General features: G+C 48.1%; 12 protein-coding genes and 4 tRNA genes. 13 read left to right on the top strand and 3 right to left on the bottom strand.

What is annotated here, in order from left to right:
• The first annotated feature begins 220 nt into the window (after positions 1-220).
• The 4 genes from nrdA to XMD530_RS09505 all read left to right on the top strand — a co-directional run bounded on the left by nrdA (position 221) and on the right by XMD530_RS09505 (position 4878).
• Complete coding sequence (gene nrdA, locus XMD530_RS09520) at positions 221-2488, top strand: class 1a ribonucleoside-diphosphate reductase subunit alpha (RefSeq protein WP_173481027.1); 2268 nt, start codon at positions 221-223, stop codon at positions 2486-2488.
• Between the two features lie 64 nt (positions 2489-2552).
• A complete protein-coding gene (gene nrdB / locus XMD530_RS09515) occupies positions 2553-3683 on the top strand; it encodes a class Ia ribonucleoside-diphosphate reductase subunit beta (protein WP_173483685.1) in 1131 nt (376 codons plus the stop codon).
• A 15-nt stretch (positions 3684-3698) separates the two neighbouring features.
• Entirely contained in the window at positions 3699-3977 is a 279-nt protein-coding gene (yfaE, locus tag XMD530_RS09510; protein ID WP_173481025.1) for a class I ribonucleotide reductase maintenance protein YfaE, read from the top strand.
• A gap of 355 nt (positions 3978-4332) precedes the next feature.
• Positions 4333-4878 carry a DUF1415 domain-containing protein gene (locus XMD530_RS09505; protein WP_173498000.1) on the top strand — a complete coding sequence of 182 codons (546 nt, stop codon included), beginning with the start codon at positions 4333-4335 and terminating at the stop codon, positions 4876-4878.
• Between the two features lie 263 nt (positions 4879-5141).
• Here XMD530_RS09505 and acnB read toward each other — a convergent pair whose 3' ends face one another.
• Entirely contained in the window at positions 5142-7739 is a 2598-nt protein-coding gene (gene acnB, locus XMD530_RS09500) for a bifunctional aconitate hydratase 2/2-methylisocitrate dehydratase (RefSeq protein ID WP_173494466.1), read from the bottom strand.
• Between the two features lie 301 nt (positions 7740-8040).
• On the opposite strand from acnB, the gene XMD530_RS09495 reads away from it, so the two are divergent.
• Complete coding sequence (locus XMD530_RS09495) at positions 8041-8655, top strand: tRNA-(ms[2]io[6]A)-hydroxylase (RefSeq protein ID WP_371731762.1); 615 nt, start codon at positions 8041-8043, stop codon at positions 8653-8655.
• Here the strand turns inward: XMD530_RS09495 and XMD530_RS09490 are convergent.
• Both XMD530_RS09490 and XMD530_RS09485 read right to left on the bottom strand, forming a co-directional pair.
• On the bottom strand, positions 8652-9392 hold the full coding sequence (locus XMD530_RS09490; RefSeq protein WP_173498002.1) for a UDP-2,3-diacylglucosamine diphosphatase: 741 nt from the start codon (positions 9390-9392) through the stop codon (positions 8652-8654). The genes XMD530_RS09495 and XMD530_RS09490 overlap by 4 nt on opposite strands.
• A gap of 2 nt (positions 9393-9394) precedes the next feature.
• Positions 9395-9889 carry a peptidylprolyl isomerase gene (locus tag XMD530_RS09485; protein WP_173483688.1) on the bottom strand — a complete coding sequence of 165 codons (495 nt, stop codon included), beginning with the start codon at positions 9887-9889 and terminating at the stop codon, positions 9395-9397.
• Positions 9890-10019: 130 nt separating this feature from the next.
• Here XMD530_RS09485 and XMD530_RS09480 point away from each other — a divergent pair, with 130 nt between their 5' ends.
• The 8 genes from XMD530_RS09480 to tig all read left to right on the top strand — a co-directional run bounded on the left by XMD530_RS09480 (position 10020) and on the right by tig (position 16389).
• Positions 10020-11696: a glutamine--tRNA ligase/YqeY domain fusion protein gene (locus XMD530_RS09480; RefSeq protein WP_173498003.1), complete on the top strand. Its 1677-nt coding sequence runs from the start codon at positions 10020-10022 to the stop codon at positions 11694-11696.
• Positions 11697-12590 (top strand): hypothetical protein, encoded by an 894-nt coding sequence (locus XMD530_RS09475; protein WP_173498004.1) that lies wholly within the window; start codon positions 11697-11699, stop codon positions 12588-12590.
• Positions 12591-12602: 12 nt separating this feature from the next.
• Entirely contained in the window at positions 12603-13988 is a 1386-nt protein-coding gene (gene cysS / locus XMD530_RS09470) for a cysteine--tRNA ligase (RefSeq protein ID WP_173498005.1), read from the top strand.
• A gap of 446 nt (positions 13989-14434) precedes the next feature.
• Positions 14435-14511, top strand: a tRNA-Arg gene (locus tag XMD530_RS09465).
• Between the two features lie 27 nt (positions 14512-14538).
• A tRNA-His gene (locus tag XMD530_RS09460) sits at positions 14539-14614 on the top strand.
• A 25-nt stretch (positions 14615-14639) separates the two neighbouring features.
• Positions 14640-14724: transfer RNA gene (locus XMD530_RS09455), tRNA-Leu, on the top strand.
• A gap of 54 nt (positions 14725-14778) precedes the next feature.
• Positions 14779-14863, top strand: a tRNA-Leu gene (locus tag XMD530_RS09450).
• A gap of 221 nt (positions 14864-15084) precedes the next feature.
• A complete protein-coding gene (gene tig / locus XMD530_RS09445) occupies positions 15085-16389 on the top strand; it encodes a trigger factor (protein ID WP_173507094.1) in 1305 nt (434 codons plus the stop codon).
• Positions 16390-16480 lie beyond the last annotated feature (91 nt).

Raw genomic sequence — 16480 nt, 5'->3', positions numbered from 1 at the left:
ATCTTCGCCCCTTGCCCAATAAGTCAAGAAATTTCTGACGCATATTTGCTATTGCAAAGTTCGTCTAGATCACTATATTTAGTGTCTGTTGTTTGTCGAATAACTATATATAGTGATTTATGTTGGATAGACAACCACAAGATATAGTGTTGTGTGAAGTAGCGATCAGCACCCTCAGGCAGCACGAATAATAACACCGACTAAGAAGTGGAATGTCGTTATGCAACAGGGTTTAAAGGTCACAAAACGCGATGGTAGCCAAGAGTCACTGGATCTAGAGAAGATCCACAAAGTTGTGACTTGGGCTGCAACCGGTCTAAAGACTGTGTCTGTCTCTCAAGTAGAGCTGAGTGCCAACATGCAATTCTTTGAGGGTATCTCAACATCAGACATCCATGAGACCCTAATCAAAGCGGCTGCCGATCTTATTTCAGAAGAGGCACCTGATTACCAATACCTTGCTGCGCGCCTTGCGATCTTCCACTTACGCAAGAAAGCTTTCGGTGAATTTGAACCACCCCACCTATTTGCCCATGTCCAAGCCATGGTGAATGACGGTCGTTACGATAAGCACCTTTTAGAAGACTACACTGAAGCGGAATTCAATGAGCTGAATGACTACCTTGCTCATGATCGCGACATGAACTTCAGCTACGCGGCAGTTAAGCAGCTAGAGGGTAAATACCTTCTACAAAACCGTGTTACGGGTAAGATTTACGAGAGCCCACAGCAGCTCTACATGTTGGTAGCCGCTTGTCTCTTCTCTAAATACCCACAAGAGACGCGTTTGGGCTATGTAAAACGTTTCTACGATGCCTGTTCTCTGTTTAAACTGTCGCTACCGACGCCGATTATGGCGGGCGTTCGTACACCGACCCGTCAGTTCAGCTCTTGTGTATTGATTGAAACGGGTGACAGTCTGGATTCAATCAACGCGACAGCCTCTTCGATCGTTAAATACGTATCACAGCGTGCGGGTATCGGTATCAATGCCGGTAGCATCCGTGCCCTAGGTAGCCCAATCCGTCAGGGTGAAGCTTTCCACACTGGATGTATTCCTTTCTACAAACACTTCCAAACAGCGGTTAAAAGCTGTTCACAAGGGGGTGTGCGAGGGGGTGCTGCGACTCTGTTCTACCCAATCTGGCACTTGGAAGTGGAGTCACTGTTGGTTCTTAAGAACAACCGTGGTGTCGAAGAGAATCGTGTCCGTCACCTAGATTACGGTGTCCAGATCAACCGAATGATGTACCAGCGTTTGATCAAAGGCGGCAATATCACCTTGTTCAGCCCACACGAAGTACCTGGTTTGTACGATGCGTTCTTTGCTGACCAAGATGAGTTTGAGCGTCTCTACGAGCAGTACGAACAGGATCCAAATATCCGCAAACAGACGATCAAAGCGGTTGAGTTGTTTGGTATTCTTGCATCCGAGCGTGCATCGACTGGCCGTATCTACATTCAGAACGTGGACCACTGTAATACGCACAGTCCGTTCGATCCTACTGTGGCTCCGGTTAAGCAGTCCAACCTCTGCCTTGAGATTGCGCTGCCAACTAAGCCTTTGAAAGAGGTGAATGATCCGGACGGTGAAATTGCTCTCTGTACACTGTCAGCGTTCAACCTTGGCGCACTAGAGAACTTAGATGAGCTAGAAGAGCTATCAGAGTTGATTGTTCGTGCACTAGACAGTCTGTTGGACTACCAGGATTACCCGGTTCCAGCTGCATACACTGCAACCATGGGTCGTCGTACTCTGGGTGTCGGTGTCACCAACATGGCTTACTACCTAGCGAAGAACTCTGTTCGTTACTCCGATGGCAGTGCTAATGGCCTAGTACACCGTACCTTTGAAGCGATTCAGTACTTCCTGTTGAAGGCATCAAACAACTTGGCAAAAGAGCTGGGTGCCTGTCCTAAATTCAACGAGACCACCTACGCTCAGGGTATTCTGCCAATCGACACCTACAAGCGTGAAGTTGATACCTTCTGCGAAGAGCCATTGAACTACTTCTGGGAGACACTTCGCGAAGATATCCGTGAATTTGGTCTGCGTAACAGCACCCTTACGGCGTTGATGCCCTGTGAGACCTCTTCGCAGATAACTAACTCAACCAACGGCATTGAACCACCACGTGGTTATGTTTCGGTTAAGTCGAGTAAAGATGGTGTGATGAAACAGATCGTACCTGAGTACTTAGAGCTGAAAGATAACTACGAACTCTTGTGGTCAATCCCAGACAACGAAGGCTACCTACAGTTGGTCGGCATCATGCAGAAATTCGTAGACCAATCAATCTCTGCAAACACCAACTATGACCCGGCTAAGTTCCCTGGTGAGAAGGTACCAATGAAGCAGTTGTTGAAAGATCTTCTAACTGCCTACAAGTACGGTGTTAAGACACTTTACTACCACAACACTCGTGACGGTGCTAAAGATCAGCACGATGACATGGGTGGCTGTGAAGGCGGCGCTTGTAAACTTTAAATCTGTAGTTCGCCGCCCAGTACTTCGGGCGGCTGTTTAAACTTTTACGAAGAGGTTAGGGCAGATGTCTTACTCTACATTCAGTACCAGTAATCACGATGCAACTCGCGAACCGATGTTTCTAGGTCGCAGTGTTAACGTTGCACGTTACGACAAACAGAAATACCCAATCTTTGAAAAGCTGATCGAGAAGCAGCTCTCTTTCTTTTGGCGCCCAGAAGAGGTTGATCTAAGTACTGACCGTAAAGACTTCATGGCATTGCCAGAGCATGAACAGCACATCTTCTTGAGCAATCTTAAATACCAAACCCTACTCGATTCAGTGCAGGGTCGGTCGCCAAACGTCGCGTTTTTGCCGATCGTCTCTATCCCTGAGCTTGAGACCTGGTTTGAAACTTGGGCGTTCAGTGAGACCATTCACAGCCGTTCGTACACGCACATCATTCGCAACATTGTCACTGAACCGTCTAAAGTGTTCGATACCATCGTAACGAATCCTGAGATTGTTGAGCGTGCCGAAGCGGTGACGCGTCTTTACGATGAGTTGATAGAGCTAGTGAATGTCTTCACCATTCATGGTGAAGGTAAGCACACAATCGACGGTAATCTGGTCGATGCAACGCTCTACAACATCAAAACGAAACTCTACTTAACGCTGGTATCTGTTAACGTTTTGGAAGCGATCCGTTTCTACGTTAGCTTCGCCTGTTCATTTGCATTTGCAGAGCGTGCAGTTATGGAGGGTAATGCGAAGATTATCCGTCTGATTGCACGTGATGAAGCGCTGCACCTCACCGGCACACAGCACATGATCAACATCATGGCCTCGGGTGCTGATGATCCTGATTTCAAACAGATCGCTATTGAGCAGAAAGAGGAAGTGATCAAACTCTTCCGTGATGCGGCAGAACAAGAGAAATCTTGGGCAGAGTATCTCTTTAGTCAGGGCTCAATGATCGGTCTAAACGCGCGAATTCTGGGTGATTACGTTGAGTACATTACCAACGTTCGAATGAAAGCTTTGGGTCTAGAAGAGATCTTCGAGAACCGCGCTAACCCATTGCCTTGGATGAACTCATGGTTGGTCAGCGATAACGTCCAAGTGGCTCCTCAAGAGTCAGAAATCAGCTCCTACCTGGTCGGTCAAATCGACAACGAAGTAGGGGATGAGGATTTCGAAGGCTTTGACCTTTAATTTGAGGGTTTGACGATGTCGGGTATCCCACGCATCAAAGTCAGCAACCATCACACCTTCTACTACCAGTATGAGTTTTCACTGCTTGATGCATTGGAAGCTCAACAAATACCTGCACCTTACAACTGCCGCGGTGGATACTGTGGATGTTGTAAGGTGCGTCTGTTAGATGGCGAAGTTGAACCTGTTCAGGATGCACTGGTGGACTGTGCAGAAGGAGAGGTTTTAACCTGCTGTTGTCGTCCCAAAGGGCACATAGAGATCGAAATTCCAGACGCCGAACAGCCCCTCTAAATCCGCACCAAAATGAGACAAAAATAATTTTTGTTCACAGTGCAAGTTTTTTATAAGAAAAAAGTACAAAAATATTTAAAAAAAATTATAAAATCCTGTTGAATAATTTAAGTTATTGAATTTTAAGGATTTATTTTTACCGGTTCAAAATTGAACCAATTTGCTGAACGCCCCAGTTCATCGGTAGTAGCGCACTTCTTCCAAACATTATTCACCAAGTTATCCACAGATTCTGTGAGTAATAAAAACGGTGAAAAAAACACTTTTTGGTCTTGACAGGGAGAGATCAAAATACTGTCTTACTTCGCCCTTGGGTATAATTAACTAACCACTAATTTTCGACGAGTATTGGTAAATGACTGATTTTGAAAATGAAGTAATCAAATCGACCCAGCATTGGGTGGATAAAATAGTCGTCGGGCTTAATCTCTGCCCCTTTGCCAAGAAAAGTATCGATCAAAATCAGTTACGCTATCTTGTCTACACCGGTGACGACATTGAGTCGATTACTCAGCTGTTGGTCGAAGAGCTAGAGCGACTAGTGAACGATAAGAGTATCGAAACGACCCTATTGATCCACCCCAACTTTACGAAAGACTTTGATGCCTACTTAGATTATCTGGCCGGTGTCGATGAACTGATCGACGCACTGGGTTATTCGGGCGTTTTCCAAGTGGCTGGCTTCCACCCAGATTATCAGTTTGACGGTGTCGCAGAGATCGACCCTGCAAACCATACCAATCGATCCCCTTATCCCATGATGCATCTGCTTCGCGAAGCGAGCGTCGCCTGGGCCGTCGAGACACACCCTGACATCGATTCGGTGCCGGAACGTAATGTGGAGCTGTTGCGGGAGATGGGAGAGAAGGGGATTCAAGAGTTGATCTCTGGAAAACGCTGATAGGGTAGGGTCAGACCAGAGGTCAGACCCTGGTGCGTTGTAGATCGAGTGCCGGTGTCTGACCTTTGGTCTGACACCACTTTCGAATTACGCTATGAATATCGCGGTTTGTCGCTGCGCGCCAATTCGCTCCTACAATTTAATGCTCCGTTTGTAGGAGCGAATTACCACGAAGTGGTAAACCGCGAAACAACCGCAGAGCGGTTCGTTATTAAACAAAAAAACCCGGCAAAAGCCGGGTTTTTTAAGCGTTAATCAACCGATTACGCTTGAACCGTTGGAATCACAGAAGAGGCTTTCTCTACGTAGTTTTCCATCTGATCGAAGTTTAGGTAACGGTAGATGTCACCTGCCATGCTGTCGATCTTCTGAGCGTAGCTCATGTACTCTTCAACCGTTGGCAGCTTGCCCTCTAGAGCAGCAACTGACGCTAGTTCAGCAGAGGCTAGGAAGACATCGGCGCCATCACCTAGACGGTTAGGGAAGTTACGAGTCGAAGTAGAGACTACAGTCGATTTCGCAGCAACACGTGCTTGGTTACCCATACAGAGTGAACATCCAGGCATCTCCATGCGAGCACCGGCTTTACCGAAGATGTTGTAGTAACCTTCGTCACTTAGCTGAGCCGCATCCATCTTCGTTGGTGGAGCGATCCACATACGCGTTGGGATAGAGGCACCTGATGCTTCAAGCAGTTTACCTGCAGCACGGAAGTGACCGATGTTAGTCATACAAGAACCGATGAATACTTCATCGATCTTCTCGCCCTGTACTGTTGAAAGTAGGCGAGCATCGTCTGGATCGTTTGGAGCACAAAGGATTGGCTCTTTGATGTCCGCTAGATCGATTTCGATGACACAAGCGTATTCTGCGTCAGAATCAGCACGCATTAGGCTTGGGTTAGCTAGCCACTCTTCCATGCCTTTGATACGACGTTCGATAGTACGCGCATCACCGTAGCCTTCAGCGATCATCCACTTAAGCATGACGATGTTCGACTTCAAGTATTCTGCGACTGAATCTTCACCTAGAGTGATAGTACAGCCTGCTGCAGAACGCTCTGCAGATGCGTCAGATAGTTCGAATGCCTGTTCAACTGTTAGCTCTTCAAGACCTTCGATCTCAAGAACGCGACCAGAGAAGATGTTCTTCTTACCCGCTTTAGCAACCGTTAGGTGACCCTCTTTGATTGCGTAGTAAGGGATCGCGTGTACAAGGTCACGTAGCGTGATGCCAGGGTTACGTTTGCCTTTGAAACGAACCAATACTGACTCAGGCATATCCAGAGGCATAACGCCTGTAGCCGCAGCGAATGCAACTAGACCAGAACCTGCAGGGAAAGAGATACCGAGTGGGAAACGAGTGTGCGAGTCGCCACCAGTACCCACAGTGTCAGGAAGAAGCATGCGGTTCAACCAAGAGTGGATAACACCGTCACCTGGGCGAAGCGATACACCGCCACGGTTCATGATGAAGTCAGGAAGCGTGTGGTGAGTGTTAACGTCTACTGGTTTAGGGTAAGCCGCTGTGTGACAGAATGACTGCATAGTAAGATCAGCAGAGAAACCAAGACAAGCAAGGTCTTTAAGCTCGTCACGCGTCATTGGGCCAGTGGTATCCTGTGAACCAACCGTTGTCATCTTAGGCTCGCAGTACATGCCTGGACGAACACCATCCATGCCGCATGCTTTACCAACCATCTTCTGAGCTAGGGTGTAACCTTTGCCAGAGTCAGCAGGCTGTTGTGGCTTACGGAACAGATCCGTTTGACCTAGACCGAGTGCTTCACGTGCTTTATCCGTTAGACCACGACCGATGATCAGTGGGATACGACCGCCTGCACGAACTTCGTCTAGAAGAACCTGAGTTTTCAGACCGAATTCACAGATCACTTCATCAGTGCCGTGCTTACATACTTTACCTTCGTATGGGTAAACGTCGATCACGTCGCCCATGTTTAGGTCGTCAACTGGCATCTCGATCGGTAGTGCGCCAGCATCTTCCATTGTGTTGTAGAAGATAGGAGCGATTTTGCCGCCGAAACAGTAGCCGCCAGCACGTTTGTTAGGCACGTTCGGGATATCATCACCGAAGAACCATAGAACTGAGTTCGTTGCAGACTTACGAGAAGAGCCAGTACCAACAACGTCACCCACGTAAGCAACTGGGAAGCCTTTTGCTTTAACTTCTTCGATCTGAGCTAGAGGACCTTTAACACCAGGTACTTCTGGGTTAATGCCTTCACGTTCCATCTTAAGCATCGCGTTAGCGTGCAGTGGAATGTCAGGGCGTGACCATGCATCTGGAGCAGGGGATAGGTCGTCAGTGTTTGTTTCGCCAGGTACTTTGAATACAGTCACTGTGATTTTTTCAGCAACTTCAGGCTTGCTAGTGAACCACTCAGCGTTAGCCCAAGACTCCATCACCTGTTTAGCTGATGCGTTACCGGCATCCATCTTCTCTTTAACGTCGTGGAACGCATCGAACATAAGAAGTGTGTGTGATAGGCCTTTAACAGCAGCAGGTGCTAGTTCAGCGTCATCTAGGCTCTTGATCATTGGCTCAATGTTGTAACCACCAAGCATTGTGCCAAGAAGCTCAACCGCAGCAACTTTGCTGATTAGAGGAGATGAAGCTTCACCGTTAGCGATCGCCGCCAAGAAACCTGCTTTCACGTAAGCAGCTTGGTCAACACCGGCAGGAACACGGTTAGTTAAAAGGTCTAGAAGAAACTCTTCTTCGCCTGCTGGTGGGTTTTTAAGTAGCTCAACCAGTGCGCTGGTTTGATCAGCGTCTAGTGGCTTTGGCGGTACGCCTTCTGCGGCACGTTCTTCAACGTGTTTACGGTAAGCTTCAAGCACGATATGGCCCTCATTAATGGCTACACCTAACACCCTTGTGAGGCGAAAGGAGGATATCTTCCCGATATCAATGGTTATTAAAAAAACGCCACTATTCTACAGGAGTCGCCATTCTCTGTTAATCACCCAAAGGCCAAAAGGCCTTTATACTTTGGGCTTGTAACCGGCTGTTTATAGAACCTTTTCTTATTGTTTTACAAAGAAAAAGTATATCGCTGCAGCGCAACATATCTAAGAGGCTACCGGACGCGTGCGCTGATCGTTATAATTCGCACCACCCAACGATTATATGGAGAGAGACGTGGACGCGTTAACCGAGATTCAAAGCTTTTTAGGATGCCAGACACCGGATCAGTGGATCCAAGTCGCCAAAGATCCTAAGCATCAATCTCTGCTACTGACCGACCACGCTCACTGTGAGAAGAAAGCGGCCTCTACGGCCATGACACTGATGTTTCGATACGTCGATCGTCCAGAACTTCTCAATAAGATGTCACGACTCGCTCGGGAGGAGTTGATCCATTTCGAACAGGTGTTGGGTCTGATGGACAGGCGTGGCTTTAAATATGGCAACCTATCTGCGTCGCGTTACGCCAGTGGTCTGCATGAGTTGGTTCGACGTGAAGAGCCGGGTCGATTGATCGATACGTTGATTGTCGGTGCGTTTATTGAGGCGCGCTCCTGTGAGCGCTTCGCTGCATTGGCCCCATACCTTGATGAAGAGTTGGCCAAGTTCTATCGCTCACTGCTGCGCTCTGAGGGCCGTCACTATCAGGACTATCTAAAACTGGCTGAAGATTATGCGGGTGAGCCGATTACCGATCGGATTGAACTTTTCCGCCAGAGAGAGCAAGAGTTAGTGGAGTCAGAAGATGATATGTTCCGCTTTCATTCGGGTAAGCCTACACTCAATTAAGTGAAATCTTCTGGGGGTTCAAACTTAGAGAGTGTGAACTCCTTTTTGTGACTCAGAAGATAATACCCGCTTGAGCTCCAGTCACCCAAAACAACTCTGGTTAGCGAATCATTACCATTGATATTGGTATGAATGCTGGGTCTATGAGTGTGTCCATGGATCAGTATCTGACACTCTTCTTTTGTAAGTAATTCTTCGCAAAATCCAAAATTTACATCCATGATGTAATCTTCTTTGTTGCTGTTTTGCTGTTGGCTTTCATCGCGAATTTGGCGTGCAATGGCGAGGCGTTCCTCAATACTTTTCGCTAGAAAGCCTTGCTGCCAGTTTGGGTCTCTCACCTGGTTTCGAAAGGCCTGGTAGGCGGCATCATCAATGCAGAGTTCATCGCCGTGCATCAGTAGGGCGGTGCCGAGTTTGGGTAGCTCAATCTTGATCTGTTCAGGTAGTAGTTCGGCTGACAGTTTACTTGCACTTTTCTTGCCTAACAGGAAGTCACGGTTGCCGTGCATGAGATAGATGCTCGTACCCGTTCGGCTTAAGGCTTCGAAGTAGGGTTGAATCTCTTTGAGAACAGGGTCGGCAAAATCGTCACCAATCCAGGCTTCAAAAATATCACCCAGTAGGTAGAGTTCATCGCTAGAAGGTGCGATATGTGAGAGGAAGTAACGAAGCGCCCGAGTGATCTCGGGTCGCTCCGCTTGCAGGTGAAGGTCTGAAATGAATAGACGTTTCAAGATTAAGCCTGAACTTCAGCCTTCTCAATGATGACATCGTCAACCGGTACGTCTTGGTGACCCACTTTCATAGTAGTAGGTACCAGTTTGATTTTGTCGACTACCTCTTGGCCCTCAACAACTTTACCAAATACCGCGTAGCCCCAGCCTTGCGTGTTCTTGCCAGAGTGATCAAGGAAGGCGTTATCCGCTACGTTGATGAAGAACTGAGCAGAGGCTGAGTGTGGGTCCATTGTGCGTGCCATTGCAACGGTGTACATCTCGTTGCTTAGACCGTTATCGGCTTCGTTCTCAATCGGTTCGCGAGTTTTTTTCTGGTGCATGCCTGGCTCAAAACCACCGCCTTGAATCATGAAGTTGCTGATGACGCGGTGGAAAATCACACCGTCGTAAAAACCCTCTTTAACGTACTGTTCGAAGTTCGCCGCAGTTTTTGGAGCCTTGTCAAAATCGAGTTCGATTTTGATTTCGCCGAAGTTGGTCGTTAGAACGATCATCAGTTTTTCCCTTTAAGTTGAAATTTGTGCGAAGTATATCAGATCAAATAGGGGTTTCGCCCTGTATTGACGTGTTCGGATGGCATATAATTCCGCGCTTATTATTTTACAGTCACGTCAAAGTTGAATTATGAGTAAAAACGAAGCGGTTAGCGTTACCAATTTCATTCATCAGATCGTTGAAAAGGATCTAGAGCAGGGCACGCATCAGGGTAAGGTTGTTACCCGTTTCCCACCAGAGCCCAATGGTTTTCTTCACATTGGTCATGCCAAATCGATCTGTCTGAACTTTGGTACGGCTGAGAAGTACCAAGGTGTCTGTAACCTTCGTTTTGATGACACCAACCCAGAGAAAGAGTCACAAGAGTACATCGATGCAATCACGCGCGATGTTGAGTGGTTGGGTTACAAATGGAATGGTGACATCCGCTACACCTCAAACTACTTCGATCAACTCTATGCTTGGGCGGTTCACCTGATTCAAGAGGGCAAAGCCTTTGTCTGTGAGCTGAATGGCGAAGAGATGCGTCAGTACCGCGGTAATTTGACCGAGCCGGGCAAAAACAGCCCCTTTCGTGATCGCTCACCTGAAGAGAACCTAGCACTGTTTGAAAAGATGCGTGATGGTGGCTTCGAAGAGGGTGAAGCGGCGTTGCGTGCCAAAATTGATATGGCATCGCCTAACATGAACATGCGTGATCCGGTTATCTACCGTATCCGCAAAGCACATCACCACCAGACGGGTGATAAGTGGTGTATCTATCCGAGCTACGACTTCGCACATGGTCAATCGGATGCGATTGAAGAGATTACACACTCGATCTGTACGCTCGAGTTTGAAGATCATCGTCCACTCTACAACTGGTTTGTTGCCAATCTGCCCGTACCGGCAACACCACGTCAGTATGAATTTGCACGTCTCAATCTGAACTACACCATCACCTCTAAGCGCAAGCTGAAACAGCTTGTCGATGAGCAGCACGTTTCAGGCTGGGATGATCCGCGTATGCCAACCATCTCTGGTTTGCGTCGTCGCGGTTATACACCCGATTCAATTCGTAATTTCTGTGACATGATCGGCGTGACACGCTCTAACTCAACGGTCGACATGGGTATGCTGGAAGCGGCTATTCGTGAAGATCTAGACGCTAAATCGCCTCGTGCTATGTGTGTGACCGATCCTATAAAACTGACCATTACCAACTACGAAGAGGGTAAAGAGGAGTGGTTTGAGGTGCCTGTACACCCTAAAGATGAGTCGATGGGTGTACGTCGTATTCCGTTTACTAAGAACCTTCTGATTGAGCGCGAAGATTTTGCGATGGAAGCGCCTAAGAAGTGGAAACGTTTGGCACCAGGGTTTGCCGTACGTCTGCGTGGCGCTTTCTGTGTCACCTGTGAAGAGGTGATCACCAATGAGCAGGGTGAAGTAACCGAATTATTAGTGACCTATGATCCGGCGACTAAAGGTGAAAACCCAATCGACTACAAACCCAAGGGTGTCATTCATTGGGTCAGTGCAGACAACTCAATTCCTTGTGAAGTGCGTCTCTACGATCGACTATTTACTGAAGCGAATCCAGATGGGGATAAAGAGCGCGATTTCTTGGAGTTCATCAATCCAGAGTCTCTATCGGTATTCCCCAATGCACGTGTAGAGGTTGGTATGGCTAATGCGGCAATCGAGAGCCGTTATCAGTTTGAGCGACAGGGTTTCTTTGCGGTTGATCCAGACAGTAACTCAGATCGCTTAGTCTTTAACCGCACTGTGGGTCTTCGTGACTCTTGGGCGAAAATGGCGAAATAGATGCGCTGGATCTCTCTGGCTCTTCCACTGCTGATCTTGATCGGTTGTTCATCGTCACCGGTGAATCGAGCGCAGTGGTCAGAGCTGAGATTGATGCCAACATCGATTCGCTCCTTAGGCGAAAATTTGCCAGAAGGCTCTGGTTTGGCGCTTCACAATCAGACCCTATGGTCCATTAATGATGGCGGTAATGATCCCATCCTTTATGGGTTTGATTTAACGGATGACTCAGCCACAAAGGTGGAAAAGGTTACCCTAAGGAATGCGGCTAATCTTGATTGGGAGTCACTGATTACCACCAGTGAGGCGCTGGTCATTGCTGATTGCGGAAATAATCGCGGTGATCGTATCTGGTTTCAGTTCCACTCAATCAGTTGGGATCAGCTAGAGGAGAGCCAAGGCTTGGTGGATGCCAATACCATTAATGTGAAATTGGCTGATGTCACGCCAGCGGTAGAGCGCCAGGATCACAATCGTGACTGTGAAGCAGTCACAGAGGTTGACGGTAACTACTGGCTCTTTACTAAGAATTGGCGAGATCAAAAGAGTCGGCTCTATATAGTCGATCCAAACTCTGATCAACAGTCGGTAAGTTCGCACCAGAGTTTTGATGTGGCCGGTTTAATTACCGGTGCTGATTATGACGCAAAGAGTCGTCGTTTAGCGCTTATAGGTTATGGCAGTGGCTTTGCCGTCACCCAGCCCTTCATCTGGATAGTTCCAGTGTATCAGGGAGAGGCAGAGTTTGATCAGGCGGTGCGCTACTCACTGGCGAAGATGGGGCAGTGGGAAGCGATTCACTGGTACCAAGGTCATTTATTGATTTCACGCGAAACCAGTCCGCTGGGTGGCGCGTTGTTGGCAGAGGTTAAGCTGCCAACTCAAATGCATTAATACGGATAGAGTATGTTTCAACTATACAACACACTTTCAAAATCAAAGCAGCCCTTCACTCCGATTGAAGCGGGTAAAATCCGCATGTATGTCTGCGGGGTGACCGTCTACGATCTGTGTCATATAGGTCATGCGCGAGTCATGGTCTCGTTTGATGTGATCACTCGTTACCTGCGGGCGCGTGGATGGGAGGTTGAGTATGTTCGAAACATCACCGATGTCGATGACAAGATTCTAAAGCGCGCAGCAGAGAATGGTGAGACACCTGATCAGCTGACTCAGCGTATGATTGAGGCGATGCATGAAGATGAGGCGTCGTTAAGCGTACTGCGTCCGGATCAAGAGCCGCGTGCAACCCATCACATTCAAGACATTATCGACATGGTCCAAGCCCTTATCGACAAGGGTTTTGCCTATGCAGCGGCCAACGGTGATGTCTACTATCGTGTCGAGAAGTTCGAGAGTTATGGACGCCTAACCAATAAGGTGATTGACGAGCTTCGTTCAGGTGCTCGTGTCGAGGTTGAGGCAGCAAAAGAGAGTCCACTCGACTTTGTACTTTGGAAAGCGGCTAAACCAGGTGAGACCAGTTGGGAGTCGCCTTGGGGAGCTGGCCGTCCAGGTTGGCACATTGAGTGTTCAGCAATGTCTAAATGCTGTCTAGGTGAAACCTTTGATATTCACGGTGGCGGACCTGATCTTCCGTTCCCACACCATGAAAACGAGATTGCTCAGTCGGAAGCCGCCAATGGCAAGACCTATGTTAACTATTGGATGCATGCTGGCCCTGTGCGAGTGAACAAAGAGAAGATGTCCAAGTCGTTGGGTAACTTCTTTACGATTCGTGAAGTGCTTAAAGAGCATAACCCAGAGGTGGTTCGCTACTTCTTATCGAGTGTGCATTACCGCTCTTCGATCGATTACTCGCTGGATAGCCTTAAAGAGGCCCGTTCGGCACTGGATCGTTTCTATCAAGCACTCGACGGGGTAGAGATACCTGAAGTCGAGATCGCCTCAAACGACTACAGCGATCGATTCTTTGCCGCGATGGATGATGACTTTAATACCCCAATGGCGTTTGCCGTGCTGTTTGAGATGGCCAGTGAGCTAAACCGCCTGAAAGGTAAAGATGAGGCAGCGGCTTCACAATTGGCAGGTCAGATTAAGGCGCTTGCCGGAGTTGTCGGTCTATTGCAGCAAAACCCTAAAGATTTTCTACAGCAGGGCGGTGCCGGAGAGATCAGTGGCGATGAAGTGGAAGCGTTGATCGTTGAGCGTAAAGAGGCGAGAGCGAACAAAGACTTTGCCCGCTCTGATGAAATTCGTGATCAGTTGGCTGCTGCGGGAGTCATCCTTAAAGATGGGCCAGAAGGAACGACTTGGTATCGGGAAGGGTAGTTGCCTTTGAGAGCGGATGACAGGCTGAAAGCCAGTCACCGCCACTCCTGATCGCGGTCTGCCTTAGAGGCAGAGCGCTCCTACAGTAAGACTTCGCAACGCTCTTTTTGCTTAGCTCGACTGTAGGAGCGAATTGGCGCGAAGCGACAAACCGCGAACGTAATTCTCCGGTGACAGGCTGAAAGCCAGTCACCGCCACTCCGTAGCTTGGTTAATTCTCCGGTGACAGGTCTTCAGCCTGTCATCCGCCACCTCACCGTCTTCCAGAAACCCCAGCTAAAGCACCGAAATCCCCGGTTTCTGATCAACTATTAATCAAAACGAAAAAAAATCTTTAAAAAAGTAAAACAGGGTATTGACCACCTGCAGGTCAGGTCGTAGGATACGCACCTCCTCGCAGATGACGACTTCCATCCAGTCACTTGTGAGGTCGGGCAGCACGTTAGGCGCCCATAGCTCAATTGGATAGAGCAACGGCCTTCTAAGCCGTAGGTTGCAGGTTCGAGCCCTGCTGGGCGCGCCAAGCAACCTGTCCAGATGTACCACAATGGTGGGTGTAGCTCAGTTGGTAGAGCCCCGGATTGTGATTCCGGTGGTCGTGGGTTCGAGCCCCATCATCCACCCCAATTTTTGGGTACATCATAAAAGTATGCGGTCGTGGTGGAATTGGTAGACACGCCAGATTTAGGTTCTGGTGCCGCAAGGTGTGAGAGTTCGAGTCTCTCCGACCGCACCATACTTTTATAACGAGCAACACTGTTCGGCTCAGCCGAATCGCAACAATCCAGATGCGGTCGTGGTGGAATTGGTAGACACGCCAGATTTAGGTTCTGGTGCCGCAAGGTGTGAGAGTTCGAGTCTCTCCGACCGCACCATCTGGAAACACCCCTTAGAAGTTCCCTCTTTTTTATCGCTCACATTACCAAGCTCATCTTCGTTTTCTATACCTTGTAACTTTTTCAGTTCTGTTGGCTTGTTTACTTGACTAATGGGCTCAGTTACCGGAAAATTTCGCGCTTGATTTTAATGACTCGGACTGCGTCATTTTTGATGACAGAAGAGTTTGACACTCTCAAAAGAATTAATGAGGAATTCCATGCAAGTTTCTGTAGAGACTACTTCAGGCCTTCAGCGCCAACTAACCGTGACTGTTCCGGCCGAACGTATCGATACTGACGTTGAGAAGCAGGTTGTACAGCAGGCTCGCACTCGCCGTATGGACGGTTTCCGTCCAGGTAAAGTACCTGCAAAAGTGATTAAGCGTATGTACGGTGACGCGATTCGTTACGAAGTACTAAACCGCGTCGTACAAGAGACTTTCTACGAAGCTGTTCAGCAGGAATCACTAATGCCAGCAGGCGCTCCTTCTATCGAGTTCAAAACTGATAAAGAAGGTGAAGACTTTGCATACGTTGCGACATTCGACGTTTACCCAGAGATCGAACTAAAAGATCTAGCGGGCGTTGAAGTTGAGAAAGCAACAGCATCGATCAAAGCGGCTGACGTTAAGAACATGATCGACACACTTCGCAAGCAGCAGAGCACGTTTAAAGCGACTCGCGGCATGGTTAAAGAAGGCTTCCAAGTTAACATCGACTTTGAAGGTTTCGTAGATGGCGAAGCGTTCGAAGGCGGTAAAGCAGAAGACCAAGACCTAGTAATCGGTTCTGGTAGCATGATCCCTGGTTTCGAAGATGGCATCATCGGTAAGAAGAAAGGCGAAGAGTTCGACGTAGAAGTCACTTTCCCTGAAGAGTACCAGTCTGAAGCGCTAGCGGGTAAAGCTGCAACCTTCAAGATGAAGCTTAACGAAGTGTCTAAACCAGAACTTCCTGAGCTAAACGAAGAGTTCTTCGCTAAGTTCGGTGTCTCTTCTGCAGACGAAGCTGAATTCAAAGCAGAAGTTGAAAAGAACATGGCTCGTGAAATGAACCACGCGCTTAAAACTAAGACTAAAACCGCTGTATTCGATGCACTGATCGCTCAGAACGAAATCGAAGCACCAGCAGCAATGATCGATGATGAAGTGAACGTACTTCGTCAGCAAGCGGTTCAGCAGTTTGGTGGCCAGGCTCAAATCGATCCAAACACTCTACCTAAAGAGCTGTTCGAAGAGCAGGCAATCCGTCGCGTTAAGATCGGTCTTCTAGTACAAGAAGTGATCAAAGCGGGTAACCTTGAAGCGACTGACGAGCGTGTTGATGCGATTCTTGCAGACATCGCAGAGAGCTACGACGATGCTGATGAAGTGATCAGCTACTACAAAGGCAACGAACAGATGCTAAATCAGATCCGTAGCCTTGCTCTAGAAGACGAAGTTGTTGACCACCTTCTTGCATCTGCTAAGGTGAAGGAAGTTAAAGTCAGCTACGAAGAAGCTCTTAAGCCGGCTCAGCAGTAATTATTGTTGAGTAATGGATCTAAACCTCGTTTAGATCCCTATAAAAAACGGCAGTTAGCGAAAGCTGGCTGTCGTTTTTTGGTTATTAGTG

The organism is Marinobacterium sp. xm-d-530 (assembly GCF_013283365.1).
Taxonomy (GTDB): Bacteria; Pseudomonadota; Gammaproteobacteria; order Pseudomonadales; family Balneatricaceae; genus Marinobacterium_E.
Note: the sequence above shows the minus strand (reverse complement) of the source record. Positions and strands in the feature narration are given on the sequence as shown.

Coding starts and splice junctions, on each gene's coding strand:
- nrdA (WP_173481027.1), top strand. CDS start 221: ATGCAACAGGGTTTAAAGGTCACAAAACGCGATGGTAGCCAAGAGTCA.
- nrdB (WP_173483685.1), top strand. CDS start 2,553: ATGTCTTACTCTACATTCAGTACCAGTAATCACGATGCAACTCGCGAA.
- yfaE (WP_173481025.1), top strand. CDS start 3,699: ATGTCGGGTATCCCACGCATCAAAGTCAGCAACCATCACACCTTCTAC.
- XMD530_RS09505 (WP_173498000.1), top strand. CDS start 4,333: ATGACTGATTTTGAAAATGAAGTAATCAAATCGACCCAGCATTGGGTG.
- XMD530_RS09485 (WP_173483688.1), bottom strand. CDS start 9,889: ATGATCGTTCTAACGACCAACTTCGGCGAAATCAAAATCGAACTCGAT.
- XMD530_RS09480 (WP_173498003.1), top strand. CDS start 10,020: ATGAGTAAAAACGAAGCGGTTAGCGTTACCAATTTCATTCATCAGATC.
- XMD530_RS09475 (WP_173498004.1), top strand. CDS start 11,697: ATGCGCTGGATCTCTCTGGCTCTTCCACTGCTGATCTTGATCGGTTGT.
- cysS (WP_173498005.1), top strand. CDS start 12,603: ATGTTTCAACTATACAACACACTTTCAAAATCAAAGCAGCCCTTCACT.
- tig (WP_173507094.1), top strand. CDS start 15,085: ATGCAAGTTTCTGTAGAGACTACTTCAGGCCTTCAGCGCCAACTAACC.